At 41.6% G+C, this 15,761-nt stretch carries 12 protein-coding genes; 9 read left to right on the plus strand and 3 right to left on the minus strand.

Annotation, left to right across the window (positions count from 1 at the left end):
- The first annotated feature begins 8 nt into the window (after positions 1-8).
- Both FN960_RS14025 and FN960_RS14030 read left to right on the plus strand, forming a co-directional pair.
- Positions 9-731 (plus strand): CoA transferase subunit A, encoded by a 723-nt coding sequence (locus FN960_RS14025; protein WP_143849353.1) that lies wholly within the window; start codon positions 9-11, stop codon positions 729-731.
- The gene (locus FN960_RS14030; protein ID WP_438799886.1) at positions 731-1,366 is read left to right on the plus strand and encodes a 3-oxoacid CoA-transferase subunit B; all 636 of its coding nucleotides are present in this window, start codon (positions 731-733) and stop codon (positions 1,364-1,366) included. The genes FN960_RS14025 and FN960_RS14030 overlap by 1 nt, the downstream gene beginning before the upstream one ends.
- 786 nt (positions 1,367-2,152) lie before the next feature.
- Here the strand turns inward: FN960_RS14030 and FN960_RS14035 are convergent.
- From FN960_RS14035 to FN960_RS14045, 3 genes are read right to left on the minus strand one after another with little or no spacing between them, the layout of a single operon-like run.
- Positions 2,153-3,019, minus strand: a complete 867-nt coding sequence (locus tag FN960_RS14035) for a carbohydrate ABC transporter permease (protein ID WP_143849355.1) — start codon at positions 3,017-3,019, stop codon at positions 2,153-2,155.
- 14 nt (positions 3,020-3,033) lie between these two features.
- Positions 3,034-3,978, minus strand: coding sequence for a carbohydrate ABC transporter permease (locus tag FN960_RS14040; protein WP_143849356.1), 945 nt, complete (start codon positions 3,976-3,978; stop codon positions 3,034-3,036).
- A gap of 25 nt (positions 3,979-4,003) precedes the next feature.
- Positions 4,004-5,335: an ABC transporter substrate-binding protein gene (locus FN960_RS14045; protein WP_143849357.1), complete on the minus strand. Its 1,332-nt coding sequence runs from the start codon at positions 5,333-5,335 to the stop codon at positions 4,004-4,006.
- A gap of 158 nt (positions 5,336-5,493) precedes the next feature.
- Between FN960_RS14045 and FN960_RS14050 the strand changes: the two genes are divergently transcribed.
- The 7 genes from FN960_RS14050 to FN960_RS14080 all read left to right on the plus strand — a co-directional run bounded on the left by FN960_RS14050 (position 5,494) and on the right by FN960_RS14080 (position 15,754).
- Positions 5,494-6,006, plus strand: coding sequence for a GNAT family N-acetyltransferase (locus tag FN960_RS14050; RefSeq protein ID WP_260682012.1), 513 nt, complete (start codon positions 5,494-5,496; stop codon positions 6,004-6,006).
- Positions 6,007-6,124: 118 nt separating this feature from the next.
- Positions 6,125-6,760, plus strand: coding sequence for a YesL family protein (locus FN960_RS14055; protein ID WP_185971042.1), 636 nt, complete (start codon positions 6,125-6,127; stop codon positions 6,758-6,760).
- A 736-nt stretch (positions 6,761-7,496) separates the two neighbouring features.
- Positions 7,497-8,456 carry an ABC transporter permease gene (locus FN960_RS14060; RefSeq protein ID WP_143849360.1) on the plus strand — a complete coding sequence of 320 codons (960 nt, stop codon included), beginning with the start codon at positions 7,497-7,499 and terminating at the stop codon, positions 8,454-8,456.
- Positions 8,457-8,468: 12 nt separating this feature from the next.
- On the plus strand, positions 8,469-9,374 hold the full coding sequence (locus FN960_RS14065; protein ID WP_143849361.1) for a carbohydrate ABC transporter permease: 906 nt from the start codon (positions 8,469-8,471) through the stop codon (positions 9,372-9,374).
- A 193-nt stretch (positions 9,375-9,567) separates the two neighbouring features.
- On the plus strand, positions 9,568-11,154 hold the full coding sequence (locus FN960_RS14070) for an extracellular solute-binding protein (protein ID WP_143849362.1): 1,587 nt from the start codon (positions 9,568-9,570) through the stop codon (positions 11,152-11,154).
- A gap of 78 nt (positions 11,155-11,232) precedes the next feature.
- A complete protein-coding gene (locus FN960_RS14075) occupies positions 11,233-12,600 on the plus strand; it encodes an alpha-L-fucosidase (RefSeq protein WP_143849363.1) in 1,368 nt (455 codons plus the stop codon).
- Between the two features lie 25 nt (positions 12,601-12,625).
- Positions 12,626-15,754, plus strand: coding sequence for an alpha-mannosidase (locus tag FN960_RS14080; protein ID WP_143849364.1), 3,129 nt, complete (start codon positions 12,626-12,628; stop codon positions 15,752-15,754).
- The last annotated feature ends 7 nt before the right edge of the window (positions 15,755-15,761 follow it).

Here is a 15,761-nt window from a genome sequence, read left to right on the forward strand (position 1 = left end):
GACATCAATTGAGTAAAAAACAAGTGTCAAACATTGAACAGGTGATTGATCACATTCAAGACGGAGCAACCATTATTGTTGGTGGCTTTGGTTTATGTGGAATTCCCGAGAAGGCGATTGTAGCTTTAGCCGAAAAAGGTACAAAAGACCTGACCATTGTCAGCAATAACTGCGGAGTGGATGACTGGGGCTTAGGCCTTTTACTAGCCAACAAACAGATTACAAAAATAATGGCCTCTTATGTAGGAGAAAACAAGCTGTTTGAACAACAATATTTGAATGGTGAGCTGGAGGTAGAGCTTGTTCCACAAGGCACACTTGCCGAGCGCATTCGAGCAGGGGGAGCTGGAATCCCTGGCTTTTACACACCGACGGGAGTTGGGACTGAAATCGCCAAGGGCAAAGAAACAAAAGAGTTTGATGGCAAAACCTATCTATTGGAAAGAGCCATTCAAGGTGACGTGGCTTTAGTTAAAGCATGGAAGGCTGATCCTTATGGCAATTTAATTTATCGAAAAACAGCTCGGAACTTTAATCCACTTGCAGCGGCGGCTGGTAAGATTACCATTGCTGAGGTAGAAGAAATCGTTGGAGTGGGCGAGTTAGATCCAGATTTTATTCATACTCCAAGTATTTATGTTCAGCACTTGTTCGAGGGATCTAACTATGAGAAAAGAATTGAACGCAGAACGGTCAGAGAAAAACAAACGAACGCAGGGAGTGATCAATAATGTCATCACGTCAAGCGATTGTCAAACGTGCCGCACAAGAGATTCAGGATGGGATGAATGTTAATTTAGGAATTGGCATGCCCACCTTAATTGCAAATGAAATTCCAGAAGATAAGGATATTTTTCTTCAGTCAGAGAATGGTTTACTTGGTATCGGCCCCTACCCAGTTGACGGTGAGGAAGATCCTGACTTAATAAACGCCGGAAAAGAGACGGTGACCGCACTCTCAGGAGCTTCCTTTTTTGATAACGCCGAATCATTTGCGATGATTCGGGGCGGACATATAGACCTTGCTATCTTAGGCGGCATGGAAGTCTCGGAAAAAGGAGATCTAGCAAACTGGATGATTCCAGGAAAGATGGTCAAAGGCATGGGTGGCGCAATGGATCTTGTACAAGGCGCCAACAAAGTCGTTGTCATCATGGATCACGTAAACAAAAAGGGAGAAACCAAAATCCGCAAATCGTGCAGCCTCCCCCTCACCGGCCTAGGAGTAGTCAATCGACTGATCACAGACCGAGCCGTATTTGATTTTACCGAAAAAGGCATGGTGCTCGTTGAGACATTAGGAGGATACAGTGTTGATGATATCAGAGGATGTACAGAAGCTGAATTTAGTGTGAAAGAAGCATAGCAAAAGGAGGGACCCTGATTGAAGAGGGTCCCTTTCTTTTTTGTTTGGGCTAGTTGGATTTTGGATCTTGGTAAAATGGGATCCTTCTTGCAACGGCCTCAGCTCTTCTTGGAGAAGAGGGTTGTGTCTTCGTAAGGAGCACATGTTTCTTGCAGAAGCCGCTGTTCTTCTTGGAGAAGAGGGTTGCGTCTTGGTAAGGGGCACATGCTTCTTGCAGAAGCCACTGTTCTTCTTGGAGAAGAGGGTTGGATCTTGGTAAAGGGCATGTTGATCTTGCTAGAGCCACTGTTCTTCTTGGAGAAAAGGGTTGGGTCTTGGTATAGAGCATGTTGTTCTTACTGAAACCTCAGTTCTTCTTGGTAAGGTGGTTCGCCTTGGGTCCAGCCCGTTTAATTGTGTAAATAGACATACCGATGCCTACCCTAAAACAAGCGGACAAAATAGGAGGGCCAACACCACCTGCGGGAAGAACAGGAGATCACTGAAAAACGATCTTTATAAGACTGCGAAAATTAAACATTTTTAGCGGAAGGAGAACCCGTAGACTCCTGCGGAACAGAACGAGTCTGAAGACATCGAAGTGGTGGTTTTCCGCTTCGAGGTCTGAGGCCGTTCCCGCGGAAAGCGTAGGGTTCTCCTGTAGCGGCCCCATTCCACTCATTCTTACGTGACTTTTTCAGTGACCTCGAAGAACAGGCTTATTGAAAAAAACGGGACTTTCTCGCGGAAAGTGTGCCACCTATTTTGGAGCGACGGACCAAGAGCTAATCCTGAGCCGCCCACTACCTACCCTTTCGCACCAGAGATCACAATGCCCTGAATAAAATATTTTTGTGCAAAAAAGAACAGGATGAGAGGTGGGACAACAGCCATGACAGAGGCTGCCATTAATAGCTCCCACGGTGTAGCAGCATAGGCGGCTGTAAAGTTAGCTAAACCTAGAGAGAGTGGGTATAGCTCTTGCGTATTAAGATAAATCAGTGGACCAATGAGGTCATTCCATCTAAACATGAATTCCATGATAGCCGCGGTTGCCATCGCTGGAGTGGAGAGTGGCAGGATAATACGAAAGAATATTGTAAAATACCCCCCGCCATCAATCATGACAGCTTCATCCAATTCCTTAGGAAGCCCCAGATAGAATTGTCGTAAAAGAAAGATTAAAAATGCACTACCAGCAAGGACTGGGACAGTAAGTGGTAGATAAGAATCAATCCAGCCAATCGTGTTAAACAATAGATATTGAGGGATCATAATGACTTGAGGAGGGAGCATCATAGTGCTTAGAATTACTGCAAATAGCACAGTTCTTCCTCGTGCTCGGAATCTGGCAAAGCCAAAAGCAATGACAGCTGAGAAAAAGACAGTTCCAATGACTGTGACAATGGTATACCAGGTTGTATTCCATAAATAGGTGGCGAACGGGTGATTTTCAAAGACCTGACCGTAGTTTGACCAATTCCACGAGGCTGGAAGTAATGAAAGTGGCTCGGAGACAATTTGTTCAAGTGATTTAAGTGAAGTGAAGACCATCCATAGAACAGGAAATAAAAAGATGGATAAGCCAACTCCTAATATGCAATACGTAATGAGCTTACCTATGCTAGATAATTCACCAGGGGCATAACTAGTTTTTCTAAATGAAAGCTTCATACCTTATCGCCTCCTTATTTGTCATACTCGTAGTGGACAGATTTTCTAGAAACATACAATGAAAGAAAGGTTAGGACAAAAATTATAAGGAATAAAATCCAGGCCTGTGCGGATGCATAGCCGATTCGGTTCTGGAAAAAGGCCGTTTCGAACAAATAATACACATAGAAGTAGGACATCCAATCGGGTCCTCCATCAGTAATGACATAGGCCTGAGTAAATATCTGAAAAGAGCTTATTAGGGCAATAATGCCATTAAACAAGATAACGGGAGAAATGAGTGGCACTGTAATCTTGCGAAAGCGAGCCCACATGTTTGCGCCATCGATGGCAGCTGATTCATATAGTTCCTTTGGGAGCTGTTGTAAGCTAGCGAGAAAGATGATCATGGTTCCACCAACGGCTGTTAGTTGCATCAAGGCAAAGGATGGAATAACGGTGAGGGGATCTGTAAACCATCCAGGCCCAGTTATACCAAAAGTGTTATATAAGAAAGAGTTCACAATGCCAAATTGCGGATTTAGGATCCACATCCATAAGAAGGCTACGGATACACCGGATATGATTGAGGGGGCATAGAAGAAGGTTCTAAAAAAGGCTTGCCCTTTAATATTTGCATTTAATAGCAGAGCGAGGGAAAGTCCCAAAATCATAGTAAAAGGAACAGCAAGTGCCGCATAGGCAAATGTAACGAAGAGGGAGCGATAAAAGATAGGGTCTTGGAAAAGATTCATGAAATTTTGAATACCGACAAAGTTAATCGCACTCAAAATGGAGTAGTCAGTGAAGCTAAAATAAAGGGAAGCGAGCATCGGTCCACCAATAAATAACGTGAAACCAACAACCCATGGAGAGATGAATAGCCAAAAATAACGTTCCTCGCGCCGAGTACTTGGAGATGCTTTTTGAATCGGTTCTTTATTAAGAGGGGGGATTTCCTTTTTAATTTCAACGGACATAATCATTTCCTCCTTGAGATGCAGATTAGTAAGTGAGCGTTTCAAGATTTCTCTGAAGCTCTTCTAAGGCGTCATCCACGCTTTTGCGTCGGTCATATACTGCATTAATGGTCATATTCTGATGTTTTAGAATCGGAGCAAAGTTACTAATCAGGTGATTATCCACTGGTCTACCATACTTTTCAATGCTTTCGTCAGCCTTTTGTAAGTCAGCAACAGATAAGCCGGTTCTTTCTGAAATTAATTCGTACCATAATTCTTTTAAACCACTATGTGCTGGACTTTCTAATGTCATTTCAACAAGCCATTTTGCTGCTTTATCAGGGTCCATGAGGAACTTTAAGAATTCCCACGCTTCATCTGGATGACGACTTTGGTCACTTATCGACCATGGGTCCACGTAAATAGGAATTTCTCGTTCGTCATTGGAATAGGGGTAGGCAGCAATGCCCCAGTTCATATCGGTACCTGAGTATTGACGTGTGCCCCAGCCACCCTTCATGACCATACCAATACGTCCGCTTAAAAATGGGTCACTTAATTGGGAGAGAGCAGCAATTTCACTTTGAGGAGGCATTACCTCGTATTTATTAATGAGGTCAAATCGACTTTGAATAGCCTCTCTATTACGAGGATTAGACGTAACCTCTGGCTCCTCCATAACCCCTGTTTCGTACGTTTCATCTGAGAACAAATCTCCTCCAAAGTACCATACGTCTCTGTTCGGGGAGTTTTCATTCAACAGACCATATATTCGTTGCGTAGGCGGTAAATCATTATTTGTGATGGCTTGTGCCGTTTCAATCATAGCCTCCCAATCCCAGCTCTCATCTTCCCAATCAGTAGGAGGATACTCAATTCCTGCTTCATCAAATAAGTCTTTATTATAATAAAGAGCTGAACCCATAGCTAAAGCGGGCAAGCCAAATACACCTTCCTCGTTTTCATAAATATCGAGCAAGGTTTCATCAATACCATCTGTTACATCAGGGTCTTGTTCAAGGTAGGGTGTTAGGTCTTTAAGAGCTCCAAGTGCGTAATAGGTACCAAATCCTGAATCTGCCCAGTTCGGTGACCAAACGTCAGGTACATTTCCACCAGCAATCATTGTTTGTAGCTTTTGATCAATTTCCCCCTGTGGAATGGTTTGAAGTCGTACGCTAATTCCAGGGTTTTCCTTCTCAAATTCATCGATGACTCGGTGCTCCCACTCAATTAAGTTTGGGTCACTCCGCACAAGCCACGTAATTTGAACATCATTTGACTGAGTAGCTTCCTGACTTGAGCAAGCAATCGCGATTGAACAAACAGCAAAAATAGAAGAAATCAACAAGCTTTTCTTATACCTCTTCATCATAAGTCCTCCAATCAATATGATTGTAAACGCTTACATTAATGTGTATTCTCGATGGTGTTGTTGAATACCTTCTGTAAAATAATGAGAAAATCATTCTCATACAGAAGTAGCTGTATTAAACTAGTAGATAAGACCGTAAGAAAGAGGGGAGTAAGATCATGATACGAAATGCAGTAAAACAAGATGCGGCAGGTATTGCAAAGGTTCATGTAGATTGCTGGAGAACGACATATAAGGGTCTCATGCCAGATTCCTTATTAGATAATCTTTCGTATGAGCAACGACAAGAGCAGTGGGAGAATGGTATAGGAACCCCGCAGCAAATATTATTTGTAGCAGAAGATGAGAACCAGGAAATTGTAGGTTTTGCCTGTGGGTCAAAACGAGAGTCAGCCAAAGAACCTCACGCTGGTGACTTGATGGCGATTTATGTCCTTGAAGAGCATCAAGGTAAGGGCTTTGGAAAAGAACTAACGGCACAGATATTTAATCGTCTTCATGAATTAGGCTGTCAGACTGTTTATGTGGAAGTGCTAGCGGAAAACAAATCGAAGTTTTTCTATGAGTCGCTAGGTGCAAAGCTATATCAAGAAGAGCAGATGAGTATAATGGGTGAGGATCTTGATGTCCTTATTTATCAATGGAAAAGCTATGATCATTTGCTACTATGAATGCATTGAATACATATTGAGCAAACGGTAGGTTTTCGATAAGATTAAAGTAGAGGAAGATCTACCACCTTATTCGTTCTCCAAGGAGAGAATGGTAAGTAAAAAGAGGAGACGCTCTATGAATGTAATTAAAGCGCTTTACGAGGTGAGCAACTGGTTAGCGAAAGTAATGTATCTACATTTGTTGTGGACAGGATTTACACTGGTTGGACTCGTTATTTTTGGCATTGCTCCAGCGACCACGGCATTATGTGCAGTCATTCATAAATGGTATAACGAGGATTTTGACGTACCCATCTTTAAAAACTTCTATGCTGTTTATAAATCTGAATTCAAAAAATCCAATGGATTAGGGTTTATTGTGATGTTTACTGCCCTTTTTCTTTATGTAGATCTTCAAATTTCCGAGCAATTTATTCAATCATTTTTTATCCATGCGATCATTCTTATCATTGGATTTCTTAGCTTGATAACAGCTATATATCTTTTTCCCGTTTTTGTGAGATATGAGTTACCTTTTTTCACTTATTTTAAACAATCCTTCTATATAGCCATAGCAAGGCCGATGGAGACCTTAGCCATCCTCGTTAGTTTTGTGCTAATGTACTTTTTGTTTAGCGTGGTTCCGGTACTGTTTGTCTTTGCCGGCTCGTCAATCATCGCAACCCCGATGGTATGGTTTGCGTATCGAGCATGTATTCAAATAGAAGATAAGAAAACAGCCGCAAGTAGTCAGCATGCGGTGGATCATTAATAATAAACCATCCGCTTAAGGACGGAATAAAGCCAACTCCTGGAGAAGGAAAGGGAGGCCACTGAAAAAGTAATATAAGAATGAGCGGAATGGCGCCGCTACAGGAGAACCCTTCGCTTCCCGCGGGAACGGCCTCAGCCATCGAAGCGGAAAACCACCACTTCGATTTCTTCAGACACGTTCTGTTCCGCAGGAGTCTACGGGTTCTCCTTCCGCTAGGGTTCTGACTTGAATAATTAAAGAACGTTTGCTGTCTTATAAAGATCGTTTTTCATTGGCCTCGAGGAAAGGGCAAGGCTGAATTAAGACTGGCATTAGCCAGGATTAGTTCAGCGCCCGCCCCCGGAAAGCGTGCCCCATTCCGTTAGAAAAGTCGATGCTCCAAACACCCTATAAATCTGTACCGCTGTTATTAGCGGTACAGATTTTTTTAATTTCTCCTCCAAAAAACATCGCAAATCTGCTAAAGATATATGTGACAATTCCATCCTCGTTTTACTATAGATTACCCAAGGCAAATCGCTTTGTAACCTGCAATGTAAAGCGATTGTTAATGCTGCATGTAAAGATGTACACATTGAAAAGAATATGACATATTGTAAAGGTTCTATCCGAAATAATGAAAGCGATTTCAAGTGAAAATTCAGATTTTTATAACTTTTATGAGAATGTTACATATTGATACAATTCCCCCTCAAATGTACGATGAGTACAACTTAAAAGGAGGAGGAAATTGATGGGGCTTAATACGAAAAACATGCCGGTTCAAAAGACTAGTGTAATGAAAGTTAAACCAAAGAAAAACCGAAAAATCTTGCAGAATTGGCAGCTTTACATATTTATTTTGCCAGCATTTCTATATTTCTTTATCTTTCATTATATGCCACTCTATGGCTTACAAATTGCCTTTAAGGACTTTACACCGGTTGCAGGAATATCAGGGAGCGACTGGGTTGGATTTAAACATTTTACACGTTTTTTTGAATCATATTATTTCTGGGATCTGATTCGTAACACGTTAGGCATCAGTGTATATGAACTAATTGTTGGTTTCCCATTACCGATTATCTTGGCACTTTTACTTAATGAAGTGAAGGACAATTTCTTTAAAAGGTCCGTGCAAACGGTAACATATGCACCACACTTCATTTCAGTTGTTGTTATTGCCGGAATGGTTATTGCTTTTCTATCACCAGTTACAGGGGTCATAAACCACGGAATTCAGTTTCTAGGGTTTGAACCCATTGCCTTTATGACTGATCCTGCCTGGTTTAAAACGGTCTACGTGCTCTCAGGTGTATGGCAAAGTACAGGATGGGGAACGATTATCTACTTGGCTGCTCTATCTGGTGTTGATCCCCAACATCATGAAGCCGCTGTTGTAGAAGGGGCCAACCGATTACAGCGAATATGGCATATTAATATCCCTTTTATCTTTCCTACAATGATTATTCTTTTGATTATGAACGTAGGGAATATTATGGCGTTAGGCTTTGAGAAGATCTTGCTACTCCAAAACCCATTGAACCTAGAATCTTCCAATGTTATCGCGACGTTTGTTTATAAAGCTGGTCTATTAGATGCACAATATAGTTTTGCTGCTGCAGTCGGACTATTTAATGCAGTGATCAATGCGATACTACTAATCATTGTGAATCAAATTGCAAGAAAGACCAGTGAGACAAGTCTTTGGTAGGGGGGAGAGACCATGAATACAAATATAAGAGAAACGAAAATTGATATCGCGTTTAAAGTATTTGTCTATGCATGTTTGACGGTTGCTTTAATGGCTGTCCTTTATCCTCTCATTTATATTATAAGTGCTTCAATTAGTAGTCCGAGATCCGTTAATAGTGGTCAAATGTGGCTTTATCCGATTGATATCACATTTGCAGGCTATCAGATGATTTTCCAAAATAGTGAGATATGGAGAGGGTATCTGAACACCATTTTCTATACGGGTCTTGGTACATTCATTAACTTAGCTGTAACAATTCCAGCAGCGTATGCGTTATCGCGTCGGGACTTTTTTGGAAGAGGCTTTTTTACAGGTATGTTTGTGTTAACCATGTTCTTTAGTGGCGGTCTTATTCCTACATACTTAGTCGTTAGAGACTTGGGCCTGATTGACACGATTTGGGCGATGGTTTTGCCAAACGCAGCTGCCGTCTGGAATATCATTATTGCTAGGGTTTTCTTTCAATCTACGATACCAAAAGGTTTAGAAGAAGCAGCAACAATAGATGGAGCCTCTAACTTTAAGATGTTTATGAAGATTATCCTACCTTTGTCTGCTCCGATTATTGCTGTAATGGCACTTTTCTATGGGGTAGGACACTGGAACGGATATTTTAACGCCTTGATTTATCTTTCAGACAGAAATTTATATCCTCTTCAAATGGTTTTAAGAGAAATCCTTGTTTTAAATGAGATGCAGTCTAATAATGCCGAGATGACAGGGGAAATGGCTGAAGCCCTGCATAGTAGGCAACAGTTATCTGCCATCGTTAAGTATGGTGTTATGATTGTTTCGACGTTACCGATCATTATTGTTTATCCATTTTTACAGCGCTACTTCGTAAAAGGTGTCATGATTGGATCCTTAAAAGGATAGCAATTGTTTACTTTAGCTGGAGGTGAAAGCCAATGTAAATGAAGCACACAACTGTTGCTCACGTTGCTGTTTAGACCCTGGCTTTATACGGATAAAATTGAATGAGGAGATAGCAATTCATTTATTTTTTATGACAAGTTATGCGCGTGACGTTCATTTCATTGGTAGATCAAAAATTGAGAGGGGTTAAGGGATGAAAAAATCATTAAAGGTTTTAACGGCTGTTGGTTGTTTAGGGGTTATAGCTGCGTGTAGTTCTAATGATACAGGTAATGACACAACATCAAACCCTGATGTTGAAGTAAATAAAGAGGGTTTCCCCATTGTAGATGAGGAAATTACGTTATCACTTATGGCTCCAGGAACTGGGTTAGCTGAGTGGAAGGACATGCCTACATTACAAGAGTACAGTGAAATGACAAACATTCAATTTGATTACACCACGCCTCCTAGTAGTGATTTTGCGACTCGTTTAAATCTATCTTTTGCTAGTGGAGATATCGCTGATATTATTTATGGCGCTGGTACGAGTAATTTAACACCTGGTATGGAGGTTGACTATGGTAGACAAGGGATTCTTATACCCTTAGAAGACTTAATTGCAGAGTATGCACCAAACATCCAAAGACTGTTAGATGAAAATCCTGAAATTGCAAAGTCCATAACAACAGTTGATGGCCATATCTATTCTCTACCGGTAATTAATCAACACCCACATGCGGGTTGGGCTGTGCCGATGTGGTATAACGGTGAATGGCTAGATGCCTTAGATGCAGATGTTCCTACAACAACAGATGAGTTGTATGACTTGTTGGTTAGATTTAGGGATGAAGACCCTAATGGCAATGGTGAAGCTGATGAGATTCCTTTGCTAGACGTGCAAATGAATAGTACTCGTAAAGCATTCATTGCAGCCTTTGGAATGAAAGAGTGGGGTATTGAAGAGGTTGATGGTGAAGTAAGATATGCTCCTATGACAGATAACTATAAAGAGTATTTGACATACATGAATAAATTATATGAAGAAGGATTACTGGATCCAGAAACATTCTCTCAATCAGATGAGCAGAAGAAAGCAAAAGGACAGGATAATAGAATTGGATTATTCCCTGATTGGTTCTCATTCTTTACAACAGGACAAACGGAAGAAGAAGCGGTTAATAATCCAATGTTTCATCCATTATCCAGTCCAATTACAGATGAACCACTCATACCTATTAACCCTGGTATTACAAGAGGTACCTTTTCTATCACTAACAATAATGAACATCCAGAAGCGTCTATTCGCTGGGTAGATTACTTCTATTCTGACGAAGGTGCAGATTTCTTGAATCAAGGGCCTGAGGGATACCTTTTCGAGTTTGACGAAAATGGTGAGAGAGTTGAGCTGGAGATACCGTCACAATATGAAAGCTCGGAAGATTATCGTGGTACATTAACGCCAGCTTACGGTATTCCAACTCCAACTGTTGTACAACGGGTTGAAGGAGTCGAACTATCTCCGTTTGATGAATTTCTGGATGCAGAAACAGCAGAAAAGGTAGATGCTTTTGGAGAGGTACCCATTCCACTTCTTTATTTAACAAATGAAGAACAGGAAATCGTAAACACAATTGAGGTTGATCTTCAATCATACGTTGAACAATTAGAGGCTCGTTTCATCACTGGTGTAGAGCCATTATCTAACTGGGATAAATACGTTGAAACGATTGAAAGCATGAATATTGAGGAATATGTTGATATTTATCAAGAAGCGTATGATCGTTGGGCAAGTAGTTAAGTTGAATGAAAAAAGCTCGTATATTACTTGAAGCTAAGTAGCGTACGGGCTTTTTCTTTTTCTAAGAGGGAGGACCTAATGACGAAGGATCACGAAGCAATTGAGGTAGTGGATGGTGTCCACAATTATAGTAATGAAGAGACATATATTGAGCCCAAAGAAGACATATTGAAGCAACAGCTGGAATGGTTTAAAGACCAAAAGCTCGGGCTGATGATGCATTGGGGGCCTTATTCACAGCTTGGAGTCGTTGAATCTTGGGCATTAAGCGATGAGGATGGGGATTGGTCAAGAGAAGATATCGATTGGGAGACAGATAGTAAGACATTTAAACAGCAATATGTTGATTTAAATAAAAGCTTTAATCCTGTTCGTTTTCAGCCAGAGCAGTGGGCAGAGTTAGCGAGTGAGAATGGGTTTAAGTATTTAGTCTTTACGACCAAGCATCATGACGGATATGCCATGTGGGATACAAAAACAACTGATTATAAAACGACGGGCAAAGATAGTCCGTTCTGTTTTCATAGATATGCAGATATTTGTAGACATCTTTTTGATGCCTTCCGAGCAAAAGGACTCGGAATCTCTGCTTACTTTTCAAAAGCGGATTGGCATGTGCCATCTTATTGGGCCCCGGATATGGAAAAGGGTGAACAGATGTGGCGAGGACCTTCTTATAATCCAGATGAATACCCTGAGCTTTGGGAAGAGTTTGTTCAGTTTACTCATGAACAAATGCGAGAGTTACTGACTGACTACGGTAGGATTGAGGTGCTTTGGCTGGATGCAGGTTGGGTGTCGACCAAAAATAACCAGGACATTCGTTTAGGTGAACTGATAGAGGAAGCTCGGGAAAGGCAACCATGGCTGCTTTCCGCGGATCGGACTGTGGGTGGACCCTATGAGAACATTATTACACCTGAGCAAATGGTTCCAAAGGAGCCCATTCATGTACCGTGGGAAAGCTGCATTACGATGGGAAGTGCATTCTCATTCCGCTTTGAGGATGATTATAAGTCTGGACGGGAGCTTGTCCACTTATTGATTGAGGTCGTTTCAAAGGGTGGTAACTTAGCTTTGAATGTGGCACCACAACCGGATGGACGATTACCTAGAGGTGCTATCAAAGGCATGAAAGAGCTCGGCACCTGGTTAAATGAATATGGAGAGGCTATCTATGAAACGCGGCCAATTGCCCCTTATTTTCAAGAGAACATTGCATTTACAAAAAAAGTAGACACTGTTTATTGTTTTTATTTACTAAAAGAAAACGAAGCTGTAAGCACCATAACCATCCCATATGAAGAAGAAGTCCACAATATTGAATGGATGCACAATGATACGAGTGTTCCATTTCGCAAATCAAGTCTTGGTATAGAAATTGAAAGTCCTAAGCTAGAAAGTACTAAAGACCTTCCGTATGTATTTGTATTTAAGCTAACGTAAGACAATGTGTGAAGGAGTGGTATACATGCAACGAATTAGAAGATGTTTAAACGAATTGGGTGCATTAATTTATAAAGACTCTGTTGACGTAACAGGCTGGATGGCGACTCGTGCCTTCTATCAAAGTCCAGGTTCATATGAGAGAAAGGATTCTGAGCCATTTCCTATTCATGTTGGCGATCATCTAATTAACTCTAGTGAAACGATGTTTATTGAAAATGAACTAACGATTCCTGAGAGCTTTGTGAATGAAAGCATTGGACTTGAATTTAAAGTAGGGCAGCATGGGATAAAAACAAACCATGAGGGCCTAGTTTATGTAGATGGTGTGCCCTATCATGGCGTGGACCGTAACCGTAGCTTTGTGCCGTTACCTGACGCTACATCAGGTAAGCGTACCTATCAAATAAAAATCGAGCTCTTTAATCCTGCGGCTCAGGTCGTTGATCAATTAAATTATCAAAATGAGCCGGCAGAGTTTGCTCCTGCCCCGCTTTATTTATTGGAAAGCAAATGCATACGTCCAAATAAGGCATTGGAAAGTCTATATTATTCAATGAAGGTTTATTTGGAGGCGGCAGTCCTGTTGCCTGAAGAAGATATGAAACGAATGAAAATAGTGAAGGAGCTTACACAGCTAAAGAATTGGATTATAAATACGTCTCAGGAGGATTTGCTTCAGGATGCCACGCTGGTTAAAGAGAAAGAAGCAGCTTTCATTCACTCATTATCAGAATTAGATCAGAATGAACGAGGATACATACATATGGTCGGTCAATCGCATATCGACCTCGCATGGTTATGGCCAATGAAAGAGGCAGTGAGAAAAACGAGTCGCACGTTTTCTACCATGAGTACGTTGCTTGATCAATACGAAGGCTTTCAATATGCACAAAGTCAGCCTCAGGCCTACGACTATGTCAAAACCCATTATCCAGAGCTCTATAAACGAGTCAAACAGCATATTCAAGATGGACGCTGGGAAATTGTTGGTGGGATGTGGGTTGAGCCAGATCTAAATATTCCATCTGGAGAATCATTGGTTCGTCAGCTTCTATACGGAATGAAGTTTTTTAAAGAGGAGTTTGATGTTCAGCCACGTATTGAGTGGTTACCAGACACCTTTGGTTATTGTGCGTCTTTGCCACAGCTGTTAAAAAAGGCGGGCTTAGACTACTTTATGACAACAAAGATGAACTGGAATGATACCAACCCGTTCCCGCATGATCTCTTTCATTGGGTCGGCATTGATGGGACGAGTGTTCTGTCGTATTTAAATCATGGTGTCAATGAGTATACCCATCCAAAAGAGATCAAGGAGCATTGGGACAGCTATAAGCAAAAGGCTGTTCACCCTGAACAGATGCTGCTGTATGGGCATGGTGATGGTGGCGGAGGCGTAACCAAGGAAATGATTGAATATGTTGAACGCTCCTCAAGCCTACCTGGATTACCGACGAATTCGTATAGTACAGCCCACCAATTTTTTGATCGGATTACAGAAGCGGAGCCTGATCTTCCATCATGGGTAGGGGACTTATACTTGGAGCTGCACCGTGGGACCTATACGACCCATGCAAGAAATAAACGCTGGAACCGTCAAGCGGAGGTTCTGTATCGTGATGCAGAGGTCTGGACAAGCTTTACAAATGCCTTTACTCAAGCAAACGTCCAAGCGGATTTAGAAGAGGGCTGGAAAAAGCTCTTATTTAATCAATTCCATGATATTATCCCGGGTACCTCGATTCCAGAGGTGTATGTAATATCGGAGGAAGAGTATAAGCAGCTTTTAGCTCTTGGTGAAGGGATAAAACAGGAAGCCATACAAACGCTTTCCCAGGAAATTCATACAGAAGGAAATGGTAACCCACTGGTCCTTTTTAATAGTTTGTCGTGGGAAAGATCCGAGGTTGTTACGGTAAAGGGAGGCTCTGACCTACTGGACGTCGTGGTTTATAATGAGCAGGATCAGCTGTTAAAGAGTGACGTTCAAGTTTTAGCTGAGGATGAAATAATCCTTACAATTCATGTCCCGGCCATTCCACAAATGGGGTATTGTACTGTGTGGTTACGACCAAAGCCTACTTCGTCAGAAAATCACGAAGAAGCAAACTTTCATCGTACATGGGAGACTAATTATTACAGCGTAGAATGGAATGAGCATGGAGAGATCTCTAGACTTTTTGATAAGAAGGCAAATCGAGAAGTGCTTAGAGAAACAGAAACCGCCAATCAGTTTCAATTGTTTCACGATCAACCAACGTATTGGGATGCTTGGGATATTGATCCACAGTTTGCAGAGCAAGCATTGGCAAAACCCCAGTTGATCTCATCAGAGGTTATCTTAAAAGGACAGACAAAAGACCAATTACGTTTCACGTGGCAGGTCTCACATTCTAAAATTGAGCAGGACGTCATCTTCTATCATCATTCAAAAAGAATTGATTTTGAAACAAAGGTTAGCTGGCACGAAACGCATAAGCTTTTGAAGGTGGCCTTCCCGGTTGATATTCAAGCTAGTAAAGCAACGTTTGAAATTCCCTTTGGAGCCATCGAGCGAGCGACGCATTCCAATACTAGCTGGGAAAAAGCACAGTTTGAAGTGTGTGGACATCGCTTTGCTGATTTATCAGAAGGAACCTATGGGGTCAGTCTTTTAAATGATTGTAAATATGGATATGACGTAAAAGGGAACACGCTTAGGCTGTCGCTACTCAGAGCACCAACATGGCCGGATCCAAACGCCGATCAAGGGGACCATGTGTTTACGTATTCGCTTCTTCCTCATGAGGGTACATGGATCCAAGCAAACGTAACACGTCAGGGCTATCAGCTCAACTACCCGGTGACAAGTGTGCTGACTACATCCCATACAGGGAGTCTGCCGTCGCAGCAAAGTTTTGTTCAGGTTCACGCTAAGCATGCCGTTTTGGATACGGTTAAGCCGTCTGAGGATGGTGAAGGAGTGGTTTTTCGTCTCTATGAATCTAGTGGAGGCAGAGAGTCGATTGAGATTAACTTAAATCAGTCTTTAACTAGTGCATATGAAACAAATTTATTAGAAGAGCAAACGAGTGCCCTCATAACTAAAGATAAAACGATATCAACAAAGGTCACGCCATTTGAAGTGAAAACGATTAAAATACACGAGTAAAAGTTGA

Origin of the sequence: Alkalicoccobacillus porphyridii, from assembly GCF_007293315.1 — a bacterium.
GTDB classification, from domain to species: Bacteria; Bacillota; Bacilli; order Bacillales; family Bacillaceae_D; genus Alkalicoccobacillus; species Alkalicoccobacillus porphyridii.

Excerpts from the sequence above, each read along its gene's own strand:
- FN960_RS14030 (WP_438799886.1), top strand. The coding sequence starts at position 731 with ATGTCATCACGTCAAGCGATTGTCAAACGTGCCGCACAAGAGATTCAG.
- FN960_RS14035 (WP_143849355.1), bottom strand. The coding sequence starts at position 3,019 with ATGAAGCTTTCATTTAGAAAAACTAGTTATGCCCCTGGTGAATTATCT.
- FN960_RS14040 (WP_143849356.1), bottom strand. The coding sequence starts at position 3,978 with ATGTCCGTTGAAATTAAAAAGGAAATCCCCCCTCTTAATAAAGAACCG.
- FN960_RS14045 (WP_143849357.1), bottom strand. The coding sequence starts at position 5,335 with ATGATGAAGAGGTATAAGAAAAGCTTGTTGATTTCTTCTATTTTTGCT.
- FN960_RS14050 (WP_260682012.1), top strand. The coding sequence starts at position 5,494 with ATGATACGAAATGCAGTAAAACAAGATGCGGCAGGTATTGCAAAGGTT.
- FN960_RS14055 (WP_185971042.1), top strand. The coding sequence starts at position 6,125 with ATGAATGTAATTAAAGCGCTTTACGAGGTGAGCAACTGGTTAGCGAAA.
- FN960_RS14060 (WP_143849360.1), top strand. The coding sequence starts at position 7,497 with ATGGGGCTTAATACGAAAAACATGCCGGTTCAAAAGACTAGTGTAATG.
- FN960_RS14065 (WP_143849361.1), top strand. The coding sequence starts at position 8,469 with ATGAATACAAATATAAGAGAAACGAAAATTGATATCGCGTTTAAAGTA.
- FN960_RS14070 (WP_143849362.1), top strand. The coding sequence starts at position 9,568 with ATGAAAAAATCATTAAAGGTTTTAACGGCTGTTGGTTGTTTAGGGGTT.
- FN960_RS14075 (WP_143849363.1), top strand. The coding sequence starts at position 11,233 with ATGACGAAGGATCACGAAGCAATTGAGGTAGTGGATGGTGTCCACAAT.
- FN960_RS14080 (WP_143849364.1), top strand. The coding sequence starts at position 12,626 with ATGCAACGAATTAGAAGATGTTTAAACGAATTGGGTGCATTAATTTAT.